Source organism: Rhizobium sp. YTU87027 (assembly GCF_050644135.1).
Classification (GTDB): domain Bacteria; phylum Pseudomonadota; class Alphaproteobacteria; order Rhizobiales; family Rhizobiaceae; genus Rhizobium.
Window position 1 is genome coordinate 642,447 of the sequence record NZ_CP098443.1, and the last position, 23,281, is coordinate 665,727.

Consider the following 23,281-nt stretch of genomic DNA (forward strand, 5'->3'; position numbering starts at 1 on the left):
ATGTCCATCATATCGGTAAACGACCTCGCCGTTTCCTTTGGCAGCGGCAATGCCTTCAAGCAGGTCGTCAAGAACGTCTCCTTCGAGGTCGCATTTGGCGAGACGTTCGGCCTGGTTGGCGAAAGCGGCTGTGGCAAGTCGACGGTGCTCGGCGCGCTTGCCGGCCGCATCAAGGGTTGGAGCGGCTCTGTTTCGATCGACGGCGAGGTGGTTGGCGCGAAGCGGTCCCGTGCGCAGCTCGCCAAGCAGCAGATGGTATTTCAGGACCCTTTCGGCTCCCTGCATCCACGTCATACTATCGGGCGCACGCTGTTGGAGCCTCTTGAAATCCATGGCCTCGATAATCGGCAGGAACGCGTCGAGCAGGTTCTGCGCGATGTCGGTCTGCCGCTCGGGTTCAGGCATCGTTTTCCGCACCAGCTATCCGGGGGACAGCGACAGCGCGTCGCCATTGCGAGAGCACTGATCCTGAAACCGCGCATCTTGCTGCTCGACGAGCCGACCTCGGCGCTCGACGTCTCGATCCAGGCCGAAATCCTGAACCTGCTGAAGGATCTCCGCGAACGTGAGAAGCTCACCTATATCCTCGTCAGCCACGATATGGCAGTCATCGCGCATCTCTGTAATCGCGTCGCCGTGATGAAGGACGGCATTTTCGTGGAGATTACGACGCAGGATCAGCTGCTGTCGAACAACATCCGCCACCCCTATACGCAGATGCTACTCGATGGGAGCCGCGGATATATTGCTCCAATCCGCACACGCGGTGTCGAGCCGCATGTCGCCGCGAGCGGGACCTAGGATCTTCACGTACGTCACCCATGCAGGTTTGAAGCCGAGGTTTCTCTGCGAGCGCGGGCGTCAAGTCGCAGGGTCGGCCGGTAGGCGTTTCTTTCGGTTTTAGTCGGTTTGTGTTTTCATTGCGTTTCGCTCTTCAGTGGATTGACTGCGGGTTCATATCCAAGAGCAGCAAACGGCTGAATCCACTATGAGAAAAGCCGTTCTCTGCAAACTGCCTTTACGAGCTCCTGCAATACCCTCACGCGCTCAACCAGCCAGGCGAGCTCCTCGCTGGTGATTGTGTATTTCGATGAATATCGCGCCTCGACATAGGCCCGCGACAAGAGCTCGAAGCAGCGCCGTGAAAACCGGCTGTCACGCGGCCACGCATCGACCAGCCGATTATCCACCCCTTCGGCCTGGGAGCGCAGGACCTTTATCCGGTGAGATTTGGGGCTGTAGAGGGTCAACGTAAGTAGCACGCAGTGGTAAAGTCGTTCGGTCGCTTGATGAAGGTCGAATGCCGCTTCTAGGTGAAGGTTTCGCTCTAGCGCGGTGTCAGCAATATCGAGTCTGTGGCTTGCAGACGGAAACCAGCGTTCAAAATGCTGCCTCGCTTCCGCACTTGCATCCTCTACCGTTAGTGGCTTCGGCTGTGCCAGCGGATGGCCGGGCTCCTCGTAGAGGGGAATGCCGTCTCTGGCGATGTCGACGAAGAAGGGGCGACCGCGGGAGAGCTGGTCGTTGACATCGGCCAGCGTGTGGACGATCGGCACGACCGGGGTTTCGATGCGATGGGCGATCTGCTCCGTCAACAGCCGCTCCTCGATGTTCTCCCAGAGCTCCTGCTCCTCGGCAAAGGACTTGCTGTTGACGACGATCAACAGATCGTAGTCGGAGCGATAGCCGCTCAGGTGATCCTCGACCCAGTCGCCGCGGCCATACGAACCATACAGAATGACCTTCAGGACCCTGCCGGCATGGCGCTTGGCCGACAGCTTGCTGGCCTGGAAGCCTTCGACCTCGGCAAACAGGATCTGAAGGATGCGCGCCAGTTCGCGCCGCTTCCTGTCCGGCAGATGTTCGATATGGTCGGTCAGGGTCAAAGCCGCGTCAAAGCCTTCGGTCAGAATCGCATCCATCGTAGCGGTTCCATGGTGATTGCACACCAAATCCTTTTACGGGATTTTGTCCGTCCGCACAATTCAAGGATGTGCTCACGGCACGATACCTTCGTATTGCGCCTCTTGGCGGCGTCGCTCTCGACGGATGCAGGTAATGAGGCTATTGGCGAGGACAAAGCCACGACGCGTCTTGCCAGCGTCACCTCACTCGCTAAGCTCAAGGTTCTGACCATATGAAAAAGCCGCAACGAAGCTTCGTTGTCGAATTGAAATCCGGCCGTCGGCGGCAGACGTCGAAACCGGTCTCGATCTGGGGTAGTCTGGATCTCAAGGCCGTTTCGGCTGCGGTCAGCGCTGAGGCAGGCAACGACAAGCGATCGGGGCTTGACGATCTGTCGGCGCTGACTCCCTAGGGAAATTTGTAAAATACGTTACCTTTGATCCAGGCCAATTTGCCGTCATCCGCTGTTTCCCAAGCTATTTTGGCATTCATCGGGTACGGACAACCTTCTTGATGAAACTGAGCTTGACGGACCCTCGGAGCACGCTCACCACAAGGCGAAGAAATCAGGAATCCCTCTGCCAGCAGGTATCGTTCCAATGCCGCCGCGTCACTACCTGGCGGAAACTGCGCTCGCATTCGTCGTGTAAGTTCCGGCGAAACGGCTTCATTTTCGCTCCTATAGTGACGGGAGGAACGGTCATTGGGAGGGGGGCACCCGTTGGTCCACCATAAGCCTTCCGAAGCCGTCAAATCGCGCAGCACCAGAGGCATGGGAGGATAGCACTCCCAGCATCCGGGAAGGAAACCGCAAACGACGACCAGTACTGCCTTACGGAAATGAAAAGTCATCCTGTGCCTACGCCAATTAGTTATCATCGAATGGCACAGCCCAAGAGACCCCTTCGAGCGCGATCCGTAGCTTTGCCGCTGTCACCCGCGAGCGCCTGACGCGTGTCTGGGGTTTCTGTGTGGCATACTGTAACCCGCTCATTGCACAGTCGCGATATTCGGAGCGTCCTGGCCTTCGCCTTGTCCAAGGAACTGGATCAGCGCCGATAACAGCTCTTCGGCGGCGACGCGGTCGAGTTTTAACGCGACTGCTCCGTGTTCCTCGGACCAGAGATCAACAACACCAATCAGCGGGTTTTTCGATATCACCCCGATATCGTCGCTATGGTATTCGGTCTCGATGATGCCTAGTTCGTCGTCGTCCATTTGAGTTCCTGTCACAGGTTCATTGCTGAAACGGCATCACTCAACTTTGAATTACAGTGCCTGGCAAGTGGATCGAGGTTACGCCCTATGGCGGGACTGAAGCGTTTATTTGCGCGTTGCAGTTTGTTGCGTATGACGTTTTATGACAGAGGTTGTCATAACAAAAGTTCAAACAGGGAGGCGAAGACGTTGTCCCCAGGCGAGCAGCAAGAAGATTGTGCGGGCCTCGCTTCTTGCGCTTACAGATCCTCATGTAAAGGATCCGAATATCTTGAACACCATTTACGCGCTCGCGATAAAGCACCGAATGGATGAGGTCGGCGCCGCGTACGATCCCGACGATCAGGAGAACCCTGCCGAGAAAACCCCAGTCCTCCGCAAGCTGAAGAAGAAGGCGGAATCTTCCGCTTTGGCATCCCTCCAGGCGCATCCGACGTGAACGGGAGGGAGGAAATCTGACAACAAAAAAAGACCGGGCAAACCGACCTTCCGTGATCACCCGCGCCGGTGCCAGTACATCCGTGGTCAGGAGCGAGAGGGACCGCCTGAACCCAATATAGGGGCCGACCGTGACCGTGGTAAGTCGGACGTAGCGCCGTCTATCACCTTCCTCACCTTCTGCGCCAACTCTTCCAGCGTCGCCATCACCCGGTTCACCTGCGACAGGGTGGCGGTCATTTCCGGACCGTATCTTGTGACGAGATATTCCCTGTTGGAGGACAGCGTCGCCAGGTGTTCGGCCGTTCGTTTGCGCAAGATCAAGCCGGCACCGGTCGCCCTTTGCGATTTTTTGCCAATGTCGTGTTGAAGGTCGCGAATCTTCTTGGGGTCATGCCCTCCTTTGGCGAGCAGAAACGCATTCAGATAAAGCTCGATCGAGTGGAGAGCCAGAAGCCGGCGCGGGGTATGCGACAGCGGTTTGCCCCGAGGAGAGCATTCCCCAAGCAAAACCGCACCCCTTCGGTAGTGCGACGCCAGGGCCAGAATATCGTGAACGCTTGCTGTATCCCCGGGGTATGCTGCATCCAAGACAAGAACCTCCTCTTGGTTCCAACGTATTGGTGCAGGTTGGCAGGTTGCATTTAGGAGTCAATATCACCCAAAGGTGTTAGGCTGGGCTCTTCCGAAGCCTTACGCCGGCACCGCCATCAACCATCTCGCCGTCCGCTCGGAAAATGACGCCAACAGCTTCCAGCGCCGTCAAGGAAGATTGACCGGGAGCCCGCGCATTAATGACCAAGTGAGCGGCGTGGCCAAAATCGATGCTCCAGCCATACACGAGGTGCCGCTCCACTGGCGCTTCCGCGAAGCCGTCGGCAACATTCTCGCGGCCATGAACCTTTGTTCCTGCGAGGCGGCCAGGTGAGGGCGACCGTGTTCAGCTAATCCCCTGACTGCTCCTCCGCCGGTCTGCCGGTGTTTGGTTGGCCTGTCTGCCGTTGACCATCTCTTTTGCCGCTCGCGCCTCGCGACCTGCCCCGGCTTTTGGTCCTGCCGGGCCCACGCTGCCCCGCAACGGCTTCGCCGTCCTCCACTTTCGTTGTGGCCCTATCGGGTGCGGGCCAGCGCTTAAAGCCCGGCATTCGGACCGCCGTAGCAGGTCGCGATGGTCGCGACCTCAAACGGAGGTTCAAACATGACGAGGCAGCCCACAAAGCAACGATCCGATCTCTACAGCCGCATCACCGACAAGATCGTCGCCGAGCTCGAACAGGGCGTGCGACCCTGGATGCAGCCCTGGAACACGACACAGGCAAGCGACGGCATCACCCGGCCGCTGTCTTCAGCCAGGCGGCCAGCTTGTCTGCAAAAGGATCAAGCTTGGGACATCATTGAGCGACAGAAGGTCGTCCGACTGCTGGTCAAGGAAGTGTTGGTCGACAACGATACCATCACGATCCGGCATTCGATCCCGTCACATCCCAAAATCCCGCCCAGCGGCAGCGCGCCGCACTCAAATGGCACATTCCGGACGGATGACAAAAGTTACCTTTTGCGTTCAGGGAGTGATTTCGCCGCTCCTTGGCAATATCTACCTGCACTACGTTCTCGACCTGTGGGCCAAGCGCTGGCGACAGCGCGAGAACACCGGCGACATGATCATCGTGCGCTATGCGGACGATGTGGTGGTCGGCTTCGAGCGAGAGGAGGACGCCCGTCGTTTCCTCGATGCGATGCGTGCGAGGCTTGAGGAGTTCATGCTGACGCTCCATCCGGTCAAGACCCGCCTGATTGAGTTTGGTCGCTTTGCGGCGGTCAATCGCAAGCGGCGCGGGCTCGGAAAACCGGAGACCTTTACCTTCCTGGGGTTCACACTCATCTGCGGACGATCCCGTCGCGGCCTCTTCCAGCTTCAACGGAAGACCCGCGGGGATCGGATGCGGGCGAAGCTCCAGGAGATCAAGGAGGAGCTACGACGTCGATGGCACCAGTCGATCCCTGAACAAGGGAGATGGCTGAGGCAGGTGGTGACCGGGCATTTTGCCTACTTTGCAGTCCCCACCAACAGTCGCGCAATCTCGGCATTCCACCACCATGTGGTGAACCTCTGGCGGCGGGCGCTCGAGCGCCGCAGCCAGAAAGACCGAACCACATGGACAAGGATCGCTCTGATCTCGGGCGACTGGCTTCCCAAACCGCGTACTCTTCATCCCTGGCCAAGCGTCCGCTTCGCCGTCACTCACCCGAGGTAGGAGCCGAGTGCGGGAATCCAGTTCGACTTACGCAGCCCATTGAATCGAAAGCGCTTCACCGGCAGTTCGATGCTTTGCCTGTCTTCTGAGTTTGTCATTTTCCTATTCCATCCCGGCTGCTTTTGTCGGGTTTGGCACAGGCATGCTAAATGTGAGTAGACTTTGTGAAAACGCTTCGAAAAGGAACCGGGTGGTGCTTGCCGATCGCGCCTCCAGCTACAATAAGCGCCAGCGGTTCGAATCCTATCAAGACCCACATGAATTTGACGGCGCAAAAAAGGATCGTGTCAAACGTATTTCGAGATGCAGGTCGGGGCTCTCCTTGATCTCTATCGCCGCTCACGCGAGCTAGGCCCCACTTGGATCTGCCTCAACACGGTTCAGACACGGCCCCAGTTCGGGCGCTCTTTCCCAGGATAGCCTGACCCTCGCGCTCCAGCAGCCGGGCGATCTCATTTTCCCAGGCTTCGGCGCGACCCTCTTGATTGCTGGCGTTCACTTCTATGATCGCGTTCATGTACCTATCGTTCTATCAAGGCGGGTCGCGACCATCGCACCGGCTGACAAGACCTTGACGTCTGCGCCAAGCTTGTAGCTTGACCGGACCGCTTGTCATCAAATCGAAAGCCGCGCCAATGGTATCATTGGCTCGGCCTTACATAGTTCGCGGCAAGAATGCGGGTTGGCTCCGCATAGCCATGCTGGAAAGATTTTATCTAAAGCCCTAGATCATCGGCGGGGTGACGGCACAAGCGACGACCGCGACGGTCTTGCCGACGTTCTTCAAGCGGTATGGCTGCGGCCCGAAGATCTGAAAGCCTCCGCCGGCTTCAATACGGCTGACGCCTTCTTCCGTCTCCAACTCCACTGTGCCTTCGAGAATACAGGCAGCGGTCTCGCCGTCATGTTTGATCGCGACCTTTCCCGTATCGGTTCCGGGCGAGTAATGCTCGACGAACATCTGGAGCTTCTTGTCGCGGCGCTCTCCGCCAAGCACTCGCATGTCAACCTTGCCCCGTGAAACGACGGCCAGATCCTGCGCCTCGTACACCATCACGTTTTGCTTAGAGGCAGGCAGCGCAAAGAAGTCCGCGATGGAAATCGGGATGGCGTTCAGGATCCGGTGTAGGGAAGCGAGCGAGGGTGCATGCGACTCCGCCTCGATGAGCGAAACCGTTGAGTTCGTCACTCCGGCACGCTTCGCCAACTCTCTTTGTGAGAGCCCGGCCTGCTCGCGGACGACTTTAAGCCTGGCGCCTACCGCGAGATCGGTCGCATCGCTCTTCGCACGCGGTTTTCCGACGATCGTTTCCTCGCCGCCAACCTGCACGTCGTTGTCCTCGTATCCCTTCACGTCTTTCTCCATCTGTCCGAACCCGGCGAATCTATATGTCGAGGGTCTACCGAACAATAGCGATGTGTTTAAAAAAATGAACGGAAGGCATTCTGGAAACAGTGGGACCCCTTACTCGAGAGACTTGACGATATCGGAAGGAGTCGGCCGTTTCCGGCCCCTTCTTGAGCAATCACGCTGATACAACTCCTGCTTGGTAGTGTTTGAAGTGTCGCACGATCAGTCGTCGAGACAGAAAGAAAACATGCTGTAGTGTTTAAAAAAACATATTGCGTGTACCGAAATATTCAACTACGCATTTGGACAACAGAAAACAAAGGGAACATCAGATGAGTGCTTTCAAGTGCAAATCGCGCTGTCGGCGGATCGTCATCCTCGTTCACCGAAACCCGTCCTAATCGACCGATGCCTCAATGAGGCCGACGTGAACGACAGCCCGCTAGAACTACAAGATCTACCCTTCAATGCTCAGACCTACTGACGACAGTTCCGATAGTTCTCAACAAGAAGGACTGGTCGCAGGAGTGCCGTATCCGCCGACCTCTCGACAGGAGGTCACAAACTTCAGTCGAACTTACTGTATTTCAGGAAGGAACGCCTCAATGAGAATGACCCGAAGCATGTTCGTAAAACTTATGACTGCCGCCGCGGTTAGCGTAGCCATACCGAGTGTAGCATTCTCCGAATCCGCCAAGAAATATGTGTTCGTGACGGGCGGCGATTTTGCCCCCTATGACATGACCAACCCAGACGGCACGTTCTACGGCTTTGAGATCGATCTTCTCAAGGAATTGGCGAAGCGCGGCAAGTTCGACTACGAACTGCGGCAGATGGCCTGGGACGGCATGATGCAAAGCCTCATGGACGGTAAGTTCGACGCCATCATCTACAGTGTCACAATCACGGATGAGCGTCTCAAGGTGGTCGACTTCTCGCTTCCCTACACGTCAGAGGCCTCGTCGTTCGCCGTCGAGAAAGACGGAGGGATCTCGATCCCCACCAGCGACGCCAAGATCAATATCGGTGAGGAGGCCGGCAAATCCTTCATCGAAACGAAGGTGGTCCCGGCGCTCAAGGGCAAGACCGTCGGCGCGGAGGCCGGAAGCACCCAGTTGAACTTCGTAAAGCAGTTCCTGGAACAAAATGGCGTGGAAATTCGTCAGTACGTCGGTCTTCCGCAAGCATATCAGGACCTGGCCAGCGGTCGCCTGGATGCCGTGGTGGCTGCGGACACAAGCCTCGCTGACTTCGTCGACAAGAACAAGGACACCGCTGAAGTAACCGGTCCTGGATACGTCGGCGGTACTTTGGGTCTCGGCCCCGGTATCGTCGTTCGAAAAGGAGACACCGCGCTTCTCGGCCCGATCAACGAAGGGCTGAAGCAGATGACCGCAGACGGCAGTCTTTCCGAGCTCACGAAGAAGTGGTTCGGTCGCGATCTGTCCCCCACGCGCTGAGTTCGTCATGATTGAGAAATTGTCCCTTGTGGGCTTTGGAGCTGGAGGATGGGGGTCGCTCCTCCTCCAGGCCGGATTAATGACCCTCGCGGTCTCGACGGTCGCCTTCCTTGTCGGTCTTCTCGTTGGAACCCTTGTTGCTTGGGCAAGGGTTTCTGGTTCGGGGCCTGTGAGAGCACTGGCCTCGGCCTACGTGAGTGTCTTCCGTGGCGTTCCGGACATTCTGGTGATCTACCTTTTCTTTTTCGGCGGACGTCAGTTCCTGACAGCGATTGGAACGGCGGTCGGAATTCCTGGACCGTTCGAAGTGAGCGGGTTCGTAGCAGGCGCGCTAGCTGTCGGTTTGATCTCTTCGGCAAGTCAGTCTGAGGTCCTGCGGGGCGCCTATCAGGCTGTTCCGAAGGGGACAATCGAGGCCGGGTCAGTTGTTGGAATGACACGGTTGACGCTGTTTCGAAGGGTGATCGTGCCCCAGGCTCTCGTCACTGCAATTCCCGGTCTGGGCAACCAATGGCAAGGCGTCGTCAAGGACTCGGCAGTGGTTTCTGTCACGGGTCTAGTCGAAATCATGCGTCAGGTTGCCGTCGCATCCGGCTCCACGCGTGAGTATCTCCTGTTCGCAGGGGCAGGTGCTGCCCTTTATCTTATCATCACGACGCTCTCCGAGCAGATCACGCGTGCAGCCGAGCGGTCGGTTCGACATGGCGAGAAAGGGAAGGCCGCGTAATGAATATCGCCTTCCTATCCGACATCTTCTACAAGCTCCTGTCCGGCGTCCCGCTGACCTTGAACCTCACTATCGTCTCGTTGATCGGCGGTGGGGTTCTAGCGCTTATCCTGAATTCGATGAGGTCGACGCTCGTCGGCAATGCGATCGCTTCGGCCTACGTATTCCTGTTTCGCGGCACACCACTGCTGATTCAGATTTTTGTGATCTACTATGGGCTCAGCGCGATCCCATTTATCCGACACAGCTTTCTTTGGACCTTTCTCCGCGAGCCGTACTGGTGCGGGTTATTGGCGCTGATCCTTAACGATGCGGCGTACACGTCCGAGATTTTGCGCGGAGCGTTTCGAGCAGTTCCTTCTGGATCGTACGAAGCGGCCAAGGTCGTTGGTATGACGCCTTGGGGTACCTTCCGGCGGATCAGCTTTCCGATCGCCTTGAGGCAGGCGATGCCCGCTTATTCGAACGAGGTTGTGGCGATGCTTAAAGGTACGGCCTTGGTCTCCACGATCACGCTGATGGAGGTCACCGGAATTGCAAGCGCCGCTGTTCGAGAGACATGGCGCGCGATCGAGATTTTCGTGTGCGCGGCCCTCATCTATCTTACGCTTTCCCTTCTGGTGACCTGGCTTTTTGCCTACATCGAAGCCCGTCTTTCCCCCTGGCTGTTCCGAGAGGCATGATGAACAATACAAACGCAAAACCTGCGATCGCGATCAAAGCGCTGCGCAAATCATTCGGACCGGTCGAAGTTCTTCGGGGCATCGATCTGACAGCCAGAGACGGTGATGTCATTTCCATGATCGGTTCGAGCGGATCGGGAAAAAGCACGCTTTTGCGTTGCATACCGATGCTGGAGACGCCGAATTCGGGAGAGGTAACGGTTGGAGACGACCACATCCTGCACAATGGTCGCAAGCTGTCCAGATCGGATAATGCCACCGCACGCAGGTTACGTCGTAATCTGGGCTTCGTATTCCAAAGCTTCAATCTTTGGCCACATAGGACGGTGCTTCAAAACGTCATCGAAGCGCCCGTGCACGTTCAGGGCCGGAGCCACCGGGAGGCGACCGAGGAGGCGATCACTCTACTGGAGAAGGTTGGTCTGGCGCATAAGCGCGACGCGTGGCCTACGCACCTCTCCGGCGGTCAGCAACAGCGCGTCGCGATCGCCCGTGCACTTGCGCAGCGCCCGAAGGCCATTCTCTTCGACGAACCGACGTCCGCCTTGGATCCCGAATTGGTCGGCGACGTGCTCAAGGTCATCCGCAGTCTCGCGGAGGAGGGCAGGACGATGATCATCGTCACCCACGAGATGGGATTTGCTCGAGAAGTATCGTCTCGGGTCGTCTTCCTGCATCAGGGGCAGATCGAAGAGGATGGAACTCCGGAGAAGGTCTTTTCAAACCCCGACTCCAGCCGATGCAGAGAGTTCATCGGTAGCCACTTCCAGAGAAACAGGTAGGTTCGGCATAAGATGTCAGCGCTAGAAAACGGTTATCCATATTCGCCGCTCCGACGTGCCGCGGGACTACTGTTCCTATCGGGTGAAGTGGGCGTTGACGATGACGGTAACGCGCCGGAAGGCATCGCGGCTCAGACCCGCCTGACCATGGAGCGTATCGAGCGAACCCTTAAGGCCGAGGGTTCGGATCTTGCTCACATAGTTTCGGCCACAGTGCACCTGACAAACGCTGCGGATTTCGCTGGGTTCAACGAGGAGTACGCGCGCGCGCTGAGGGCGCCGTTTCCTGCTCGTACGACAGTGTGCGCGAGCTTGGTCGACGATGTGTTGGTTGAGATTTCCGTCATCGCCACCGAAAAGCTCTAGGCGTAGAATCTATCCCGCCGGGACAGGGCGTCCGGGCTGCAGTGCCAGAGCTTTTTCGATTGGTCGGATCCTAGGTTGGGACGCCATCATAAGCAATGGCTACATACGAGAATAGGAATTACAGGTTGGGTGACTCACTGGACTTCCAGAACTTTTCAGAGGTTCGCGCAATAGCCAAGCGGCGGCTTCCGAAAGGGATTTTTGAATACATAGACCGGGGGACTGAGGACGAGCGGGCCTTGACCTCGAACCGGGTCGGATTTGATCGTGTAAAGATCAGGCCTTCGGTATTGAAAGGCGACGCAACCCCGCGGTCGACTTCCGTCAATCTCTTTGGCGTCGAATATGTTTCGCCTATCGTCGTTACGCCGACGGCATTCGCCGGCCTAGTGCGCTATCGTGGAGAGATTGAACTCGCCCAAGCCGCTGCCGATTTCGGCATACCGTATTGTGCTGCCACGGAGGCGATTTCTTCGGTCGAAGAAATAGCGGAAGCAAGCTCGGCCCCCGTCTGGTTTCAGCTCTACATCTGGGACAAGGAAGAACTCTCTTACGAATTGATGGATCGTGCGTGGTCGAAGGGCGCGCGCACCCTGGTGCTCACCGCGGACACCGCGGTGATGCCAAAAAGAGAATTCAACCACCGGAACGGCTTCGATATTCCATTCCGTTTTTCGACCAAGAATGTATTCGACGTCGCGAGGCACCCAGGTTGGGCCCTGGGTGTGCTGGGACGTTATTTTGCGACGACGGGACTGCCGAACTTTGCGAATTATCCTCCAGAGTACAGGACGAACCTTTTGAAGCGTGGGGGAGGGCCGTCCCTCAATTTGATGCCGAACCTCAATTGGGGCCATGTGCGTCGTGTCCGCGACCACTGGAAGGGCAATCTGATCGTCAAGGGACTGCTGCGCACCGAAGACGCAATTGCAGCAAGGGATATTGGCGCCGAAGGCATAGTGGTCTCAAACCACGGCGGTCGTATGTTCGATAGCGCGGTTTCGCCGATCGAGGTGCTTCGGGAGATCGCCGAAACCGTCGGCAACGACGTAACCATTCTCGCGGACAGCTCGGTGCAGCGTGGCAGCGATGTCTTCAAGCTCATCGCGTCAGGGGCAAATGCCGTCTTGGTGGGACGCAGCATGCTGTACGGCACCGCGGCCGCCGGTCGGAAGGGTGCAATGCAGATGATGCAAATCCTTACCGACGAAATCGGCCTCACGATGGACCTGAGCGGTTGCCGGTCGGTGGCCGAAATCGAAGAGAAGATGCTCCATCGCGGCACCTACTGACGCTTGTTCACGCCCATGCAGAGCCTGTGACGTGGTGGCGGCGCCTTCTGGACGGCCGTGCATCCATTCGTGCCAAGAATTCGACCAATGAACAAGAGGGAGTGATCTCATGTCCAGTGATCAACCGAACGTCGAACTACTGAACGATATCGGTCCGCGCATCTCGGAACTGGTTTCAGATGTAGAACCTCGGCTAATCGAAATTAGGCGCGATCTGCACGCACATCCTGAACTGGGTTTCGAGACAACGCGAACCGCAAAGATCGTGGCGGATGAGTTGACAGCGTTGGGACTGCCTGTGAAGACGGGCGTCGGGCGCAGCGGAGTGGTCGCAGAAATTGCCGGCCAGCACCCAGGGCCGTGCGTGATAATCAGAGCAGACATGGACGCGCTTCCGATCGAGGAGGCGACCGGCTTGCCATTTGCATCCACGGTGGAAGGAAGCATGCACGCGTGCGGGCATGATCTTCATACGGCCTCTTTGCTTGGCGCCGCAAAAGCTCTTACGGCTCTGAGACCTCGTCTGCGCGGTAATGTGCGTCTTGTTTTCCAACCCGCTGAGGAGATTGCCGACAGTGGCGCTGCTGCAATGATCCAGGACGGCGCCGCGGAAGGTGCTGACTTCGCCATCGGATTTCACAACATGCCCGACCTTCCGGCCGGACGGGTGCAGCTAACGCGGGGGGCCAGTACTGCATCGAGCGATGAGTTCCAGGTCATTGTACGCGGCGTTTCGGGACATGCAGCACGACCGCATCTGGCGGAGGATCCGATCGTAGCCGCCGCTTACATGATCGCGCAGCTTCAGACGGTCATATCTCGCCAGGTCGATCCGTCAAACTCAGCCGTTCTCACTGTTGGGTCAATTCATGGCGGTAGGACACAGAATATCATCCCGGACGCATGCATCTTCGAAGGAACCGTAAGATGCAGAAGCCCCGAGGCAAGAGATATCGTCGAAGGCTCATTCCGAAGGATCTGTAACGGCGCCGCGCAGGCAATGAACGTCGCGGTGGATATCGACTATGTCCGTGGCGTGCCGGGTGTTATGAACGACGAGGGTCTCGTAACGCGCGCGACGGAGGCCTTTACGCACCAGTTCGGCGAGGCGCCGCTCATTGAAGTCGGTCGCGATTTCGGAGGCGAGGACTTCGCCTACTTCTCGGAGCGGATGCCTGCGATCCATATCAACATCGGGTCCAGCCAGCCCGGCCGAGCAGATCGATTGCATAACTCGGACTACCAGCCGGACGAGGCTTGCATCGCAAGGAGCGCAGAGGTCATCACAAGGATGGCCGTGGAGCTGCTTTCCTAGGGAATAAGCTGACGGCTCCACGAGCAGAGCTCGGAAAGTACACGGAATACGAGGCAGTCGTCACCCAATGGGTGAGGGCTGCCTTTCTCCTTCTGAGCTTGTCGTCCTTTCGTGCATGCAGAGACGGAGCTTTAACTGCCGATTGGACGTTGACGAATTGCATATGGAAGGTTTTCGCTACGGGAACACGGCTCGAACTAGTCCGAGCAGATAAGAGCAGCGGATGATGACGGTCGGCAAACGGATAGTCCTGCGCGCTCCGGGAGCTTGAGATGTTCGACAGAGAGCTCCAGCCAGGGTCTGTTCGTTTCTAGGGCGTCACCAAAAGTCACGACGGTGCCACCCCTGATCGAGGAAGGGTTAGACCTTTCGATCGCGAAAGGCGAGTTCCTCACGATGTCGGGCCGTCGGAATCTGGGGACCCGACCCTCGAACCTGAAGAACCTCGAAGTCTCCATTCCACCGAACAGGCAGTTCTGTGTGGAAAACAACGACAGGCTGACCTAACGGCTGCAGACTTGGTCGGCAAACTAGGGTCCAGCCGCGCTGTTGTGGCGTCCTCCCAGGGCCGCCCGGATGCCTCGACGATCGGCGCATCCGGGCGAACGGGGAAATCGAACCGTACCGGACGAAACCTTTGAACAAACTCAACTTCCAAGCAGACGGCAGGGCCACGGCGCAATCAGGGGAGCACGCTGCGGCAGCCGCAAAGTGATCGACCGCAACATGGGCGGACGACATCTGAGCCTTTTATTCTACCTTTGTCTTATCGTAGCTTTCCGCGTTAGGGTACGGGAACCACCAGAAATCCTGCGGCGCGGCGGCCGGATCGATCACCACGTACTTCGAAGACTGAAACTGCGCCAGGCCTTCGGGTCCGAGCTGCCGACCTACGCCCGAGAGCTTTCGCCCGCCGAAGGGCAGGGCGTCGTTGTCGAGGATCGGCGCATTGATCCACAGCATACCGGATTCGACTTCGCTGACCGCGCGCATCATTTCGCCCATGTCACGGGAGTAGAGGTTTGCACCAAGACCGAAATCTGAACGGTTCGCGAGCTCAAGAGCCTCATCGAAGCTCTTGACCCGGCAAATCGGCGCTACCGGACCGAAGGATTCGCCGTTCAAAATCTCCGATTCCGGGGAGACGTTCGTCAGGACCGCAGGTTCGATGAACCAACCATGGTTCAGTCCGTTCGGCCGGCCGCCACCGGTGGCGAATGTCGCGCCTTCCTGTCGAGCACGCGCAAGCAGAGCCTCGAAGCGGTCCCGTTGACGGTGGGTGGCCATTGGCCCGATATCGACGTTCTCCAGACCATTGCCAATGCGCAGCTTCCGGGTTTCCGCAACTAGGCGCTCGACGAATTCGTCGTGAATACTGTCGTGAACGTAAAAGCGTTCCGCAGATGTGCATACCTGACCGCAATTCAGGTAGGCGGCGAAGGCGGCAGCTCGCACAGCGACGTCCATCGGCGCCGAAGGCATGACGATGAATGGGTCGTTGCCTGATGCTTCGATCAGCGCCGGTTTGAAGGTGTCGGCGCATACCTTCATGATCTCCTGTGCGATCGGAACGGAGCCTGTATAGGCAACGCAATGCGTCTTTTTGCTTCGCACGAGATGCTGAGCCACGCGAGGGCCGCCGGTCACGACTTGAACCAGGCCACTCGGAAGGTCGTTGAACACCTCCGCGAACTTCAACGTCGTGATGCTCGTCTGCTCGTGCGGCTTGATGATCACTGAGTTTCCGGCAGCAAGAGCGGCCGCAAGTTCCCAGCACAGCAGGACCAGAGGGAAGTTGAATGGAAGGATGATCACGACTGTGCCAAGCGGTTCCTTGACGGAGAAATGGAACTGGCCTGGAACGGTGGTGCCTGCGATTCTGCCGACGTCGTTCCGTCCGAGCTCGGCATAATAGTCGATTGCGGTAGCACACCACGACGTCTCGTCGACGGACTCCTTGAACGGCTTACCTTCCTCACGGGTCATGAAGTACCCGTAGATCGCCTTGTCACGACGGATCTTTGCAGCCACTTCGTGCAGCATGGTGGAGCGCGTGCGGGGATCGATCGCCAGCCAAGCCTTGCGGGCTGAGTTGGCAATGTCGATGATATTCTCCACCTCTTGTTCCGTGGCGTTTGCGATTTCGCCGATCCGATCTTCGGTCGCCGGATCTATGACTGCAATGCGTTCGGTGGCGCCACTCTTTAGGTAAGCACCGTCCACATATAGCTTGCCGGAAAGGCGATCGAACTCCTGATGAAGGGACATGTTTTCTCCTAGTTGGCTCAAGCATGAAAGCCGGAGCTATGGTTCGAGCCACGAGTTACCCAAGGCTTACTGGTGGCAATTCTTCAAAGGCGGAGCGTCGAACTTCTCCTCGCTCGTTCGACGGCCCTTAGGTTTAGAGTTTTCGCGATGCTGCGCCGCAGGCTTCTTTCGTTCCGTTAGAAACTGAGGTCATCTCTTCAGCCTTGGCTAAGGTGGGCGAGAAGGCACAGCTTCGCCGTCCGACCCGACCGTGAAGGCTTCGGCAAAATTGTCCATGGTGAAAGTCGTGCGACACTCCGCGTCCGATTGAGTTCAACAGCGCGGTCGCCAGCGTCGCAACGCTATGTCAAATATTTTCAACATTCAATACGTTTTTTTTAACGGCGCGAGTTTCAGGTTTTCAGTCGGAAAAACAACGGGCTTCGAAGAATCGTCATACTCTTTACCATAAAGTGCGATCGCAGATCGCTGATCACAGTATTGACAACGTGTTTTGGATAAGCTCTGAAATTCGCCCATGCAGCGTCTAAAGCCACTGTTGGACGCACTCAAATGCGATGGGAGACGAGCCATGACCCTTACGAAAACAACCACCCAAGGCCTTTACACCGCTACGACGACACCGATGCATCCGGATGGGTCGTTGAACCTGTCGCTGATCCGCTCGCAGGTCGAGAGCCAACTTAAGGCAGGCATCTCTGGTCTCGTCGCGGTCGGCGGGACAGGTGAAGCGTCCGCCCTTTCAGCTTCCGAAAGAGTCGAGGTGGTCCGGGCCACGGTCGAGGCTGCCGCGGGCCGGGTTCCGGTTGTCGCCGGCGTCACCACGCCCGGCCTACTGGATACGCTGGCGTTGGGACGCTCCTTCCTCGACGCGGGAGCCGACGGGCTGATGGTCATTACGCCGTACGGCACCGCTCCGAGCCAGGCAGGTATCCGCGATTTCTACAAGGCGGTGGCCGACGGAGTGGGCCAAGCAGTCATGCTATACGACATCCCCTATCTGACTTTGGTGACCACGAGTCCGGATACCGTGCTCGATATCGCGAACGACGGTTCGATCTTCGCGATGAAGGCTTCGAATCCGGACCAGGCGGCGTTCACACGCCTTGTGCAACTCGTAGGAGACAAGATCGCCATCATGTCGGGCGACGAGCATCTCTTCGCGGTGCAGACTTCTCTCGGCGCCGTCGGCGGCGTCCTGGCTTCAACGAACATACTGCCCAGGACCTGGGTGCAGATCATGGAGACGGCACGCGCCGGTGATCTCAAGCTCGCGCAGCGGCACATCGCGCGCATTCACGATTTCCTCGTCAACGTCTACGCGGAGCCAAATCCCGGTCCAATGAAGGCAGCACAGGCTCTCACAGGCCTCGACGTCGGTCCTGTCCGTCTACCGAACAGGGCGCCCGAAGCGGCGCTTGTGGGCAACATGCGACAGCAACTGACCGACCTGCTCGCTTACGAGAACGCGCTCGCCGGCTAGGAGAGCGTGTCTCACTACAAGCAAGTTCAATCCCGTGCGGGAAATGAACGGGGAACATAATCAACTGGAGAAAGAGGAATGTCGCCTAAAGCTAACATTCATTCCATTTGTACTGCAGTCGCGTTCGCCGGAGCCTTTGGCTTCACTGCTCATGCCGCCGAGCCCTATTACGAGCTTCCGGCAGATTATTCTGTATGCTCCGACAACTCCTATCAGCGCGCCGTCGATAATGGTGTGAAACTCGGGGTAGCCGCCGCCATGCCGTGGTCAGGGATTGATCCGGCGACGGGCAAACCTATCGGGATCGACGTCGAAATGCATGCCGAGGTGCTTAAGCACATGGGCATCACGAAGATCACTTACGAAGCCGGTGCCTTCAATTCTCTCATCCCGTCGATGCTTTCTAAGCGCATCGACATGGTCGTTACCGACATCCATGTGACGCCGGAGCGCATGAAGACGATCGCGTTCAGCGGACCGGTATGGTGGTACGGACCGGCAGTGGTGGTGCAAGCCGGTAATCCCAAGGGCGTGAAATCCTTTGCCGATCTGTCAAAGCTGCGCGTCGGCGTGCTTCTCGGCACCGGCACCGACGAGTACCTGAAGAAGGTGGGCGTTGCCGCGACCCGCTACCAGAGCTACGCCGAAGAGTTTGCTGCGATCCAGCAGGACAAGGTGGACGTCGTTCTGGAGTACGATCTTCTAGCAGCGGAATTCAAGAAAGCCAACCCGGACGCAAAGGTCGAAGCTCTCTCAAATTTTGCGATCCCGGACGACCTCCTGAAGAACGGATACGGATACGCGCGCTTCGGCCTTCGTAAGGAAGACTGCAGTTTTCGGGCCGCATTCGACCAATCACTCGCAGAAGTGAGGGCATCGGGCGCGATGTCTGAGATCCTGAATAGGAACGGTCTTTCCGACCGGAACCTCTTCGTCTTCCCCCTGCAAACGAACTAATCCAAGGAGCGACGTCGACATCGGCCGGCGACCTCCGGCCGATGTTCGTCATCGAGACAAAAATGGAACTTTTGAACCTCGATGTAATTCGAACCTACGGGTTCGTGCTTCTGCAAGGACTCGGCAACACCGTATTGCTGACACTCATCGTGATCGTGCTCGCCGGTGTTCTGGCGATTCCATTGGCGCTGATCCGAACATCGCAGCACCTGGCAGTGCGCCTTCCATTTGAGGCGTTCGTCGAGATTATCCGCGGCACGCCGCTAATCCTGCAGTTGTTTTACGTCTATTACGTGCTACCGTCCGCCGGCTTGCAGCTCGACCCGTTCGCCGCGGCAGTGGTAGCGTTAACGATCAACTACACAGCCTTCCTGAGCGAAGTGTACAGGGGCGGCATCAAGTCCGTGCCGGACGGCCAGCGCAACGCCGGCTCTCGGCATGACGCCCAGAAAAGCCTTTATCAGGGTGATCTTGCCGCAGGCTTTCAGGATCGTGACGCCGACGCTTGGAAACTATTTCATTGCGCTCTTCAAAGACACGGCGCTGGCATCCGTGGTTACAGTGAATGAGCTCCTCTACACCGGCAATCTCGTGTCGTCGTCGACATTCCAATACTTCACTGTCTACACCGTGACGGGTATCCTCTATTTCGCTGCTGGTTTCCCGGCCGCACTGCTCGTCCGATATCTCGAGAAGCGGCAGACAAGGGCGCGGAGGCCTCGCGGCCCGGCCCGCCCGTTGAACATCGACGCGATACCAACGGGGGGAGCAGTCTGATGATCAATCTGAAGAACTTGCAGAAATGCTACGGAACGCTGTCCGTGATCAATGGCGTGTCACTGGACATTCGTAAAGGCGAAGTCGTTTGCTTGGTCGGCCCCTCCGGGAGCGGAAAGTCCACCCTGCTGAGGTGTGTCAACAACCTCGAATCCTTGACGGCTGGCGAGATCTACCTCGACGGGGAAAAGGTCTACTATGACGAGACGTCGACGGGCCTCAGGCCGCACAGTCAAGTGCGGATCGCAAAAGTTCGTGCACGCCTCGGGATGGTCTTCCAAGATTTCAACCTGTTCCCACACATGACCGCGCTTCAAAACGTCATGGAAGGTCCGGTGCAGGTCCTAGGCGTCAGCAAGCGCGAAGCCCAGGAAACTGCGCTCGCGCTTCTCAAGCGTGTCGGCCTCGCCGAAAGACATGATCATTACCCCGAAGAACTCTCGGGCGGCCAGAAGCAGCGCGTCGCCATAGCGCGAGCGCTCGCGATGAAGCCGGAGGCTATGCTTTTCGATGAACCTACATCGGCACTGGACCCGGAGCTTGTCCATGAGGTCCTCTCCGTGATGAGGGAACTGCGCAACGATGGCATGACTATGATCATCGCGACACACGAGATGAACTTCGCCCGAGAAGTCGCCGACCGGATCGTTTTTCTCGAGGGCGGAGTGGTCATCGAAGACTCGCCACCGGCAGCCTTCTTCGACGTCACCACCAGTCCTCGCAAGGAAGGCTTCCTCCGCAGCTTGAGCCGCAGGTAGCGAAAGCACTCCTGACGTCCCCATCAGGCATAACGCAGGGAACGCCATTCAGACGTCAATGTGTCCATGATCGAAAGCAAACAGGATGAAAATCGAAGACTCCGTTAAAGCGAAGCTGGTCGACATTTTAGGCGACCGGTTCAGCGTCAACCCGTCGATGATACAGCAACACGCTCGCGGAGAGGGCCATCTGCCAGAGGCCCCGCCGGACGCGGTAGGCTTCCCAATCTCTACTGCAGAAGTCAGCGCGGTGCTGAAGGTGTGCAGTGCCGCCGGAATTCCGGTCATCCCCTGGGGAGCTGGTACCTCGCTTGAGGGCAACGTATCGGCTCTCCATGGCGGGCTCTGCGTAGACCTGAGCAAAATGAATGAGATCCACGCCGTCAATGCAGCGGATCTCGACGCGACAGTCGGCCCAGGCGTCACGCGAAAGCAGCTAAATACCTATCTCCGCGACACGGGGTTGTTCTTTCCGGTCGATCCCGGCGCAGACGCCACGATCGGAGGAATGGCCGCCACACGAGCCTCTGGAACCAATGCCGTCCGCTACGGAAACATGAAGGCGAACGTCCTCGCCCTCGAAGTCGTGCTTCCCAGCGGCGACATCATCAGGACCGGCTCGCGCGCTCGCAAGTCCGCAGCGGGCTATGACCTTACAAGCCTGTTCGTCGGTAGCGAAGGCACCCTTGGCCTGATTACCGAAGTTACGCTTAAACTTTACGGTCTGCCGGAAACGATCGCATCGGGCGTGTCTCATTTCCCTACCGTGGAAGCGGCCGTTTCACTGGTAACGGAAGCCGTACAGCTTGGCATGCCTCTTGCCCGCGTAGAGTTTCTCGACGAGCAGACGATGGTGGCCGTGAATCGCTTCTCGAAGCTCGACCTTCCCGTCGCCCCGACGCTGTTTTTCGAATTTCACGGATCGCCAGTGTCGGTCGCAGACCAGATCGAACAGGTGTCGGGCCTTATTGCATCTCACTCAGGCGCGCCGCTCTTATCGTCGACGGACATCGAGGAGCGCAACAGGCTTTGGCATGCAAGGCACGAAGCGCACTACGCGCTATTGGCAATGCGTCCCAACTCCCGTGTCTACGGGACGGATGCATGCGTGCCAATTTCCAAGCTGGCGGAATGCATAAGGTCGACGAGGGAGGACTTGGAGCGCGTTCCTTTCTTCGTGAGTGTTATAGGTCATGTCGGTGACGGCAACTTCCATCTCGGCATGGTCATCGATCCCGACGACCATGCGGAGTTCGAACTTGCAGAGGAAATCCACGACCGGCTTATCGAGCGAACACTTCGGTTAGGGGGCACCTGCAGCGGCGAGCACGGCATCGGCTATGGTAAGACAAAATACATGCAATGGGAGCATGGCGATGCGCTCGGCACGATGGTCACGCTGAAGCGCGCGTTCGATCCGGGCAACATCATGAACCCAGGCAAGCTCCTGCCGTGACCGCAGCAGGCCTTGCGGTATCGTTTGGCTTGACTGGTCGACCAAAACTCCCTTCTGGTCTTATTACCCCGATTTGGAAGCCTGATTGAGAACACTGATGAAGACAGGACTGCCGCTAGAGCCAATCGACTTCCAGTCGATGCAAGACAAGGTGTACGAACAGCTCCGCTCCGTTCTTATGCGGGGCGGCTTCGAACCCGGCCAGAAGATAAGCGGTCGAATGGTAGGCAAGGCACTAGGTACCAGTGAGATGCCGGCGCGTGCCGCGTTGGGGAGATTACTTGCAGAGCGGGCGCTCGTTCAAAAGGCTAACGGCACATTTGCGGTCCCAGTTGCCACTCGCCAACGATTTCAGGAAGTGATGGAACTCCGAGCGCTACTGGAAGGGCACGCTACGTTCCAGGCCTGCCATCGTATCGACAGGTTGGGTCTGGACGAGCTTCGCCGGGCGTCCGATGGGCTGACAAAGGCATTGAGCGACAACGATCTCGAGGAGTATCTCGATTTCAACCAAAAGCTCAAATTCGGAATCTACCGATATTGCAGTTCCGAGACTTTGCGCAACCATATCGAGTTGCTCTGGCTCCAGTGCGGACCATTCCTACGTCAGTTGACTGTCGATCCGAGCAAAGTTCGAGCAGAATCATACTGCGAGGAGGCGGTCGACGCGCTGGTCGCGCGGGATGCCGACGCCGCGAGTGCCGCAATATCACGTGACATCCGTTCGGGCCTAGAGTTCCTTCTCGTCCATGGCAAGTTCCTCACCGAGGTCGATCCAGACTTGGAAGTCTGAAGCTTAGCAACCCTGTCGATAGTGCGACGCCTATAACCGAATAACCATGTCGGGCAATCAACAGCCGGTTCGGCCTTTCTCGACGCCGACTGGTGTTCGTCGCTTCGTATCGCCGCAAAAACCAGAACTCATTTGAACGTGACATCAACAAAAGGCTTGACTCGGTCAACAACATTGCAGAATTTATGCAAAGTTTGTATCGACCTACGATGCTCAGCTCTGACAAAGGTTAGCTCATGAAAATCCTGGTGCCCGTGAAGCGAGTCATCGACTCAAACGTAAAGGTGCGCGTCCTCGCTGATGGCTCCGGCGTAGACCTCGGCAGTGTGAAGATGTCGATGAACCCCTTCGACGAGATTTCCGTCGAGGAGGCGCTCAGGCTGAAGGAAGCCGGCAAGGCCGAGGAGGTGATCGTCGTGTCGATCGGTCCGGCCAAGGCGGAGGAGACGCTGCGCACCGCGCTCGCCATGGGTGCCGACCGGGCGATCCTGGTGGAGACCGACGACGCCGTCGAGCCGCTCACTGTGGCCAAGATCCTAAAGGTTGTCGCCGACATCGAAAAGCCGGGCTTGATCATCGTCGGCAAGCAGGCGATCGACGACGATAGCAACCAGACTGGCCAGATGCTGGCGGCACTGCTTGGGCTCGCCCAGGCGACCTTCGCCTCGAAGATCGAGATCGGTGACGGCAAGGCTCAGGTGACGCGCGAAGTCGATGGCGGCCTGCAGACGATCGAGATCAAGCTGCCCGCCGTCGTCACCTCGGACCTGCGCCTGAACGAGCCGCGCTATGCCTCGCTGCCGAACATCATGAAGGCGAAGAAGAAGCCGCTCGACAGACAAGCTCCTGCCGATTTTTCCGTCTCCACCGCGCCGCGCCTGAAGGTCTTGAAGACCGAGGAACCATCGGGCCGCAAGGCCGGCGTCAAGGTCAAGTCGGTCGCCGAGCTGGTTGAGAAGCTTAAAGTCGAAGCCGGCGTCCTCTAAGGTTCCGAGAA

At 57.8% G+C, this 23,281-nt stretch carries 22 protein-coding genes and 3 pseudogenes; 20 read left to right on the forward strand and 5 right to left on the reverse strand.

The window, feature by feature from the left end:
* Positions 1-801, forward strand: a complete 801-nt coding sequence (locus tag NBG89_RS33520) for an ABC transporter ATP-binding protein (protein WP_431324901.1) — start codon at positions 1-3, stop codon at positions 799-801.
* A 185-nt stretch (positions 802-986) separates the two neighbouring features.
* Here the strand turns inward: NBG89_RS33520 and NBG89_RS33525 are convergent, their stop codons facing one another.
* Positions 987-1,922 carry a HEPN domain-containing protein gene (locus NBG89_RS33525; RefSeq protein ID WP_431324902.1) on the reverse strand — a complete coding sequence of 312 codons (936 nt, stop codon included), beginning with the start codon at positions 1,920-1,922 and terminating at the stop codon, positions 987-989.
* Positions 1,923-2,137: 215 nt separating this feature from the next.
* Here NBG89_RS33525 and NBG89_RS33530 point away from each other — a divergent pair, with 215 nt between their 5' ends.
* Positions 2,138-2,317, forward strand: a complete 180-nt coding sequence (locus NBG89_RS33530; RefSeq protein ID WP_431324903.1) for a hypothetical protein — start codon at positions 2,138-2,140, stop codon at positions 2,315-2,317.
* Positions 2,318-2,895: 578 nt separating this feature from the next.
* On the opposite strand, the gene NBG89_RS33535 is transcribed toward NBG89_RS33530, so the two are convergent.
* Positions 2,896-3,123 (reverse strand): hypothetical protein, encoded by a 228-nt coding sequence (locus NBG89_RS33535; protein ID WP_431324904.1) that lies wholly within the window; start codon positions 3,121-3,123, stop codon positions 2,896-2,898.
* A 181-nt stretch (positions 3,124-3,304) separates the two neighbouring features.
* On the opposite strand from NBG89_RS33535, the pseudogene NBG89_RS33540 reads away from it, so the two are divergent.
* Positions 3,305-3,562, forward strand: a pseudogene (locus NBG89_RS33540) (hypothetical protein); the annotation flags it as partial.
* An 86-nt stretch (positions 3,563-3,648) separates the two neighbouring features.
* Here the strand turns inward: NBG89_RS33540 and NBG89_RS33545 are convergent.
* The gene (locus NBG89_RS33545) at positions 3,649-4,152 is read right to left on the reverse strand and encodes a hypothetical protein (protein ID WP_431324905.1); all 504 of its coding nucleotides are present in this window, start codon (positions 4,150-4,152) and stop codon (positions 3,649-3,651) included.
* Positions 4,153-4,759: 607 nt separating this feature from the next.
* Between NBG89_RS33545 and NBG89_RS33550 the strand changes: the two are divergent.
* Both NBG89_RS33550 and NBG89_RS33555 read left to right on the forward strand, forming a co-directional pair.
* Positions 4,760-4,846: pseudogene (locus tag NBG89_RS33550) on the forward strand (hypothetical protein); the annotation flags it as partial.
* A 283-nt stretch (positions 4,847-5,129) separates the two neighbouring features.
* Positions 5,130-5,816 (forward strand): annotated as a pseudogene (locus NBG89_RS33555) (reverse transcriptase domain-containing protein); the annotation flags it as partial.
* A 724-nt stretch (positions 5,817-6,540) separates the two neighbouring features.
* Here NBG89_RS33555 and NBG89_RS33560 read toward each other — a convergent pair.
* Positions 6,541-7,170 carry a helix-turn-helix domain-containing protein gene (locus NBG89_RS33560; RefSeq protein WP_431324906.1) on the reverse strand — a complete coding sequence of 210 codons (630 nt, stop codon included), beginning with the start codon at positions 7,168-7,170 and terminating at the stop codon, positions 6,541-6,543.
* A 620-nt stretch (positions 7,171-7,790) separates the two neighbouring features.
* On the opposite strand from NBG89_RS33560, the gene NBG89_RS33565 reads away from it, so the two are divergent.
* From NBG89_RS33565 to NBG89_RS33595, 7 genes are all read left to right on the forward strand, one after another.
* Positions 7,791-8,627 (forward strand): transporter substrate-binding domain-containing protein, encoded by an 837-nt coding sequence (locus NBG89_RS33565; RefSeq protein WP_431324907.1) that lies wholly within the window; start codon positions 7,791-7,793, stop codon positions 8,625-8,627.
* 7 nt (positions 8,628-8,634) lie between these two features.
* Positions 8,635-9,354 carry an ABC transporter permease gene (locus NBG89_RS33570; RefSeq protein ID WP_431324908.1) on the forward strand — a complete coding sequence of 240 codons (720 nt, stop codon included), beginning with the start codon at positions 8,635-8,637 and terminating at the stop codon, positions 9,352-9,354.
* Complete coding sequence (locus NBG89_RS33575; RefSeq protein WP_431324909.1) at positions 9,354-10,037, forward strand: ABC transporter permease; 684 nt, start codon at positions 9,354-9,356, stop codon at positions 10,035-10,037. The genes NBG89_RS33570 and NBG89_RS33575 overlap by 1 nt, the downstream gene beginning before the upstream one ends.
* Complete coding sequence (locus NBG89_RS33580) at positions 10,034-10,819, forward strand: ABC transporter ATP-binding protein (RefSeq protein ID WP_431324910.1); 786 nt, start codon at positions 10,034-10,036, stop codon at positions 10,817-10,819. The genes NBG89_RS33575 and NBG89_RS33580 overlap by 4 nt, the downstream gene beginning before the upstream one ends.
* A 12-nt stretch (positions 10,820-10,831) precedes the next feature.
* On the forward strand, positions 10,832-11,185 hold the full coding sequence (locus NBG89_RS33585) for a RidA family protein (protein ID WP_431324911.1): 354 nt from the start codon (positions 10,832-10,834) through the stop codon (positions 11,183-11,185).
* 95 nt (positions 11,186-11,280) lie between these two features.
* Positions 11,281-12,477 (forward strand): alpha-hydroxy acid oxidase, encoded by a 1,197-nt coding sequence (locus NBG89_RS33590; RefSeq protein ID WP_431324912.1) that lies wholly within the window; start codon positions 11,281-11,283, stop codon positions 12,475-12,477.
* Between the two features lie 109 nt (positions 12,478-12,586).
* Positions 12,587-13,792: a M20 metallopeptidase family protein gene (locus NBG89_RS33595; RefSeq protein ID WP_431324913.1), complete on the forward strand. Its 1,206-nt coding sequence runs from the start codon at positions 12,587-12,589 to the stop codon at positions 13,790-13,792.
* Positions 13,793-14,542: 750 nt separating this feature from the next.
* Here the strand turns inward: NBG89_RS33595 and NBG89_RS33600 are convergent.
* Positions 14,543-16,060 carry an aldehyde dehydrogenase family protein gene (locus NBG89_RS33600; RefSeq protein WP_431324914.1) on the reverse strand — a complete coding sequence of 506 codons (1,518 nt, stop codon included), beginning with the start codon at positions 16,058-16,060 and terminating at the stop codon, positions 14,543-14,545.
* A gap of 571 nt (positions 16,061-16,631) precedes the next feature.
* On the opposite strand from NBG89_RS33600, the gene NBG89_RS33605 reads away from it, so the two are divergent.
* The 8 genes from NBG89_RS33605 to NBG89_RS33640 all read left to right on the forward strand — a co-directional run bounded on the left by NBG89_RS33605 (position 16,632) and on the right by NBG89_RS33640 (position 23,270).
* Positions 16,632-17,543 (forward strand): dihydrodipicolinate synthase family protein, encoded by a 912-nt coding sequence (locus tag NBG89_RS33605; RefSeq protein ID WP_431324915.1) that lies wholly within the window; start codon positions 16,632-16,634, stop codon positions 17,541-17,543.
* 78 nt (positions 17,544-17,621) lie between these two features.
* Positions 17,622-18,500 (forward strand): substrate-binding periplasmic protein, encoded by an 879-nt coding sequence (locus tag NBG89_RS33610; protein WP_431324916.1) that lies wholly within the window; start codon positions 17,622-17,624, stop codon positions 18,498-18,500.
* A gap of 41 nt (positions 18,501-18,541) precedes the next feature.
* A complete protein-coding gene (locus NBG89_RS33615) occupies positions 18,542-19,069 on the forward strand; it encodes an amino acid ABC transporter permease (protein ID WP_431324917.1) in 528 nt (175 codons plus the stop codon).
* Positions 18,966-19,277, forward strand: coding sequence for an ABC transporter permease subunit (locus NBG89_RS33620; RefSeq protein WP_431324918.1), 312 nt, complete (start codon positions 18,966-18,968; stop codon positions 19,275-19,277). The genes NBG89_RS33615 and NBG89_RS33620 overlap by 104 nt, the downstream gene beginning before the upstream one ends.
* Positions 19,277-20,035, forward strand: a complete 759-nt coding sequence (locus NBG89_RS33625; protein ID WP_431324919.1) for an amino acid ABC transporter ATP-binding protein — start codon at positions 19,277-19,279, stop codon at positions 20,033-20,035. Before NBG89_RS33620 ends, NBG89_RS33625 begins: the two co-directional genes overlap by 1 nt.
* A gap of 85 nt (positions 20,036-20,120) precedes the next feature.
* A complete protein-coding gene (locus NBG89_RS33630; protein ID WP_431324920.1) occupies positions 20,121-21,491 on the forward strand; it encodes an FAD-binding oxidoreductase in 1,371 nt (456 codons plus the stop codon).
* A gap of 97 nt (positions 21,492-21,588) precedes the next feature.
* A complete protein-coding gene (locus NBG89_RS33635) occupies positions 21,589-22,284 on the forward strand; it encodes a GntR family transcriptional regulator (RefSeq protein ID WP_431324921.1) in 696 nt (231 codons plus the stop codon).
* 236 nt (positions 22,285-22,520) lie between these two features.
* The gene (locus tag NBG89_RS33640) at positions 22,521-23,270 is read left to right on the forward strand and encodes an electron transfer flavoprotein subunit beta/FixA family protein (RefSeq protein ID WP_431324922.1); all 750 of its coding nucleotides are present in this window, start codon (positions 22,521-22,523) and stop codon (positions 23,268-23,270) included.
* Positions 23,271-23,281: the final 11 nt, after the last annotated feature.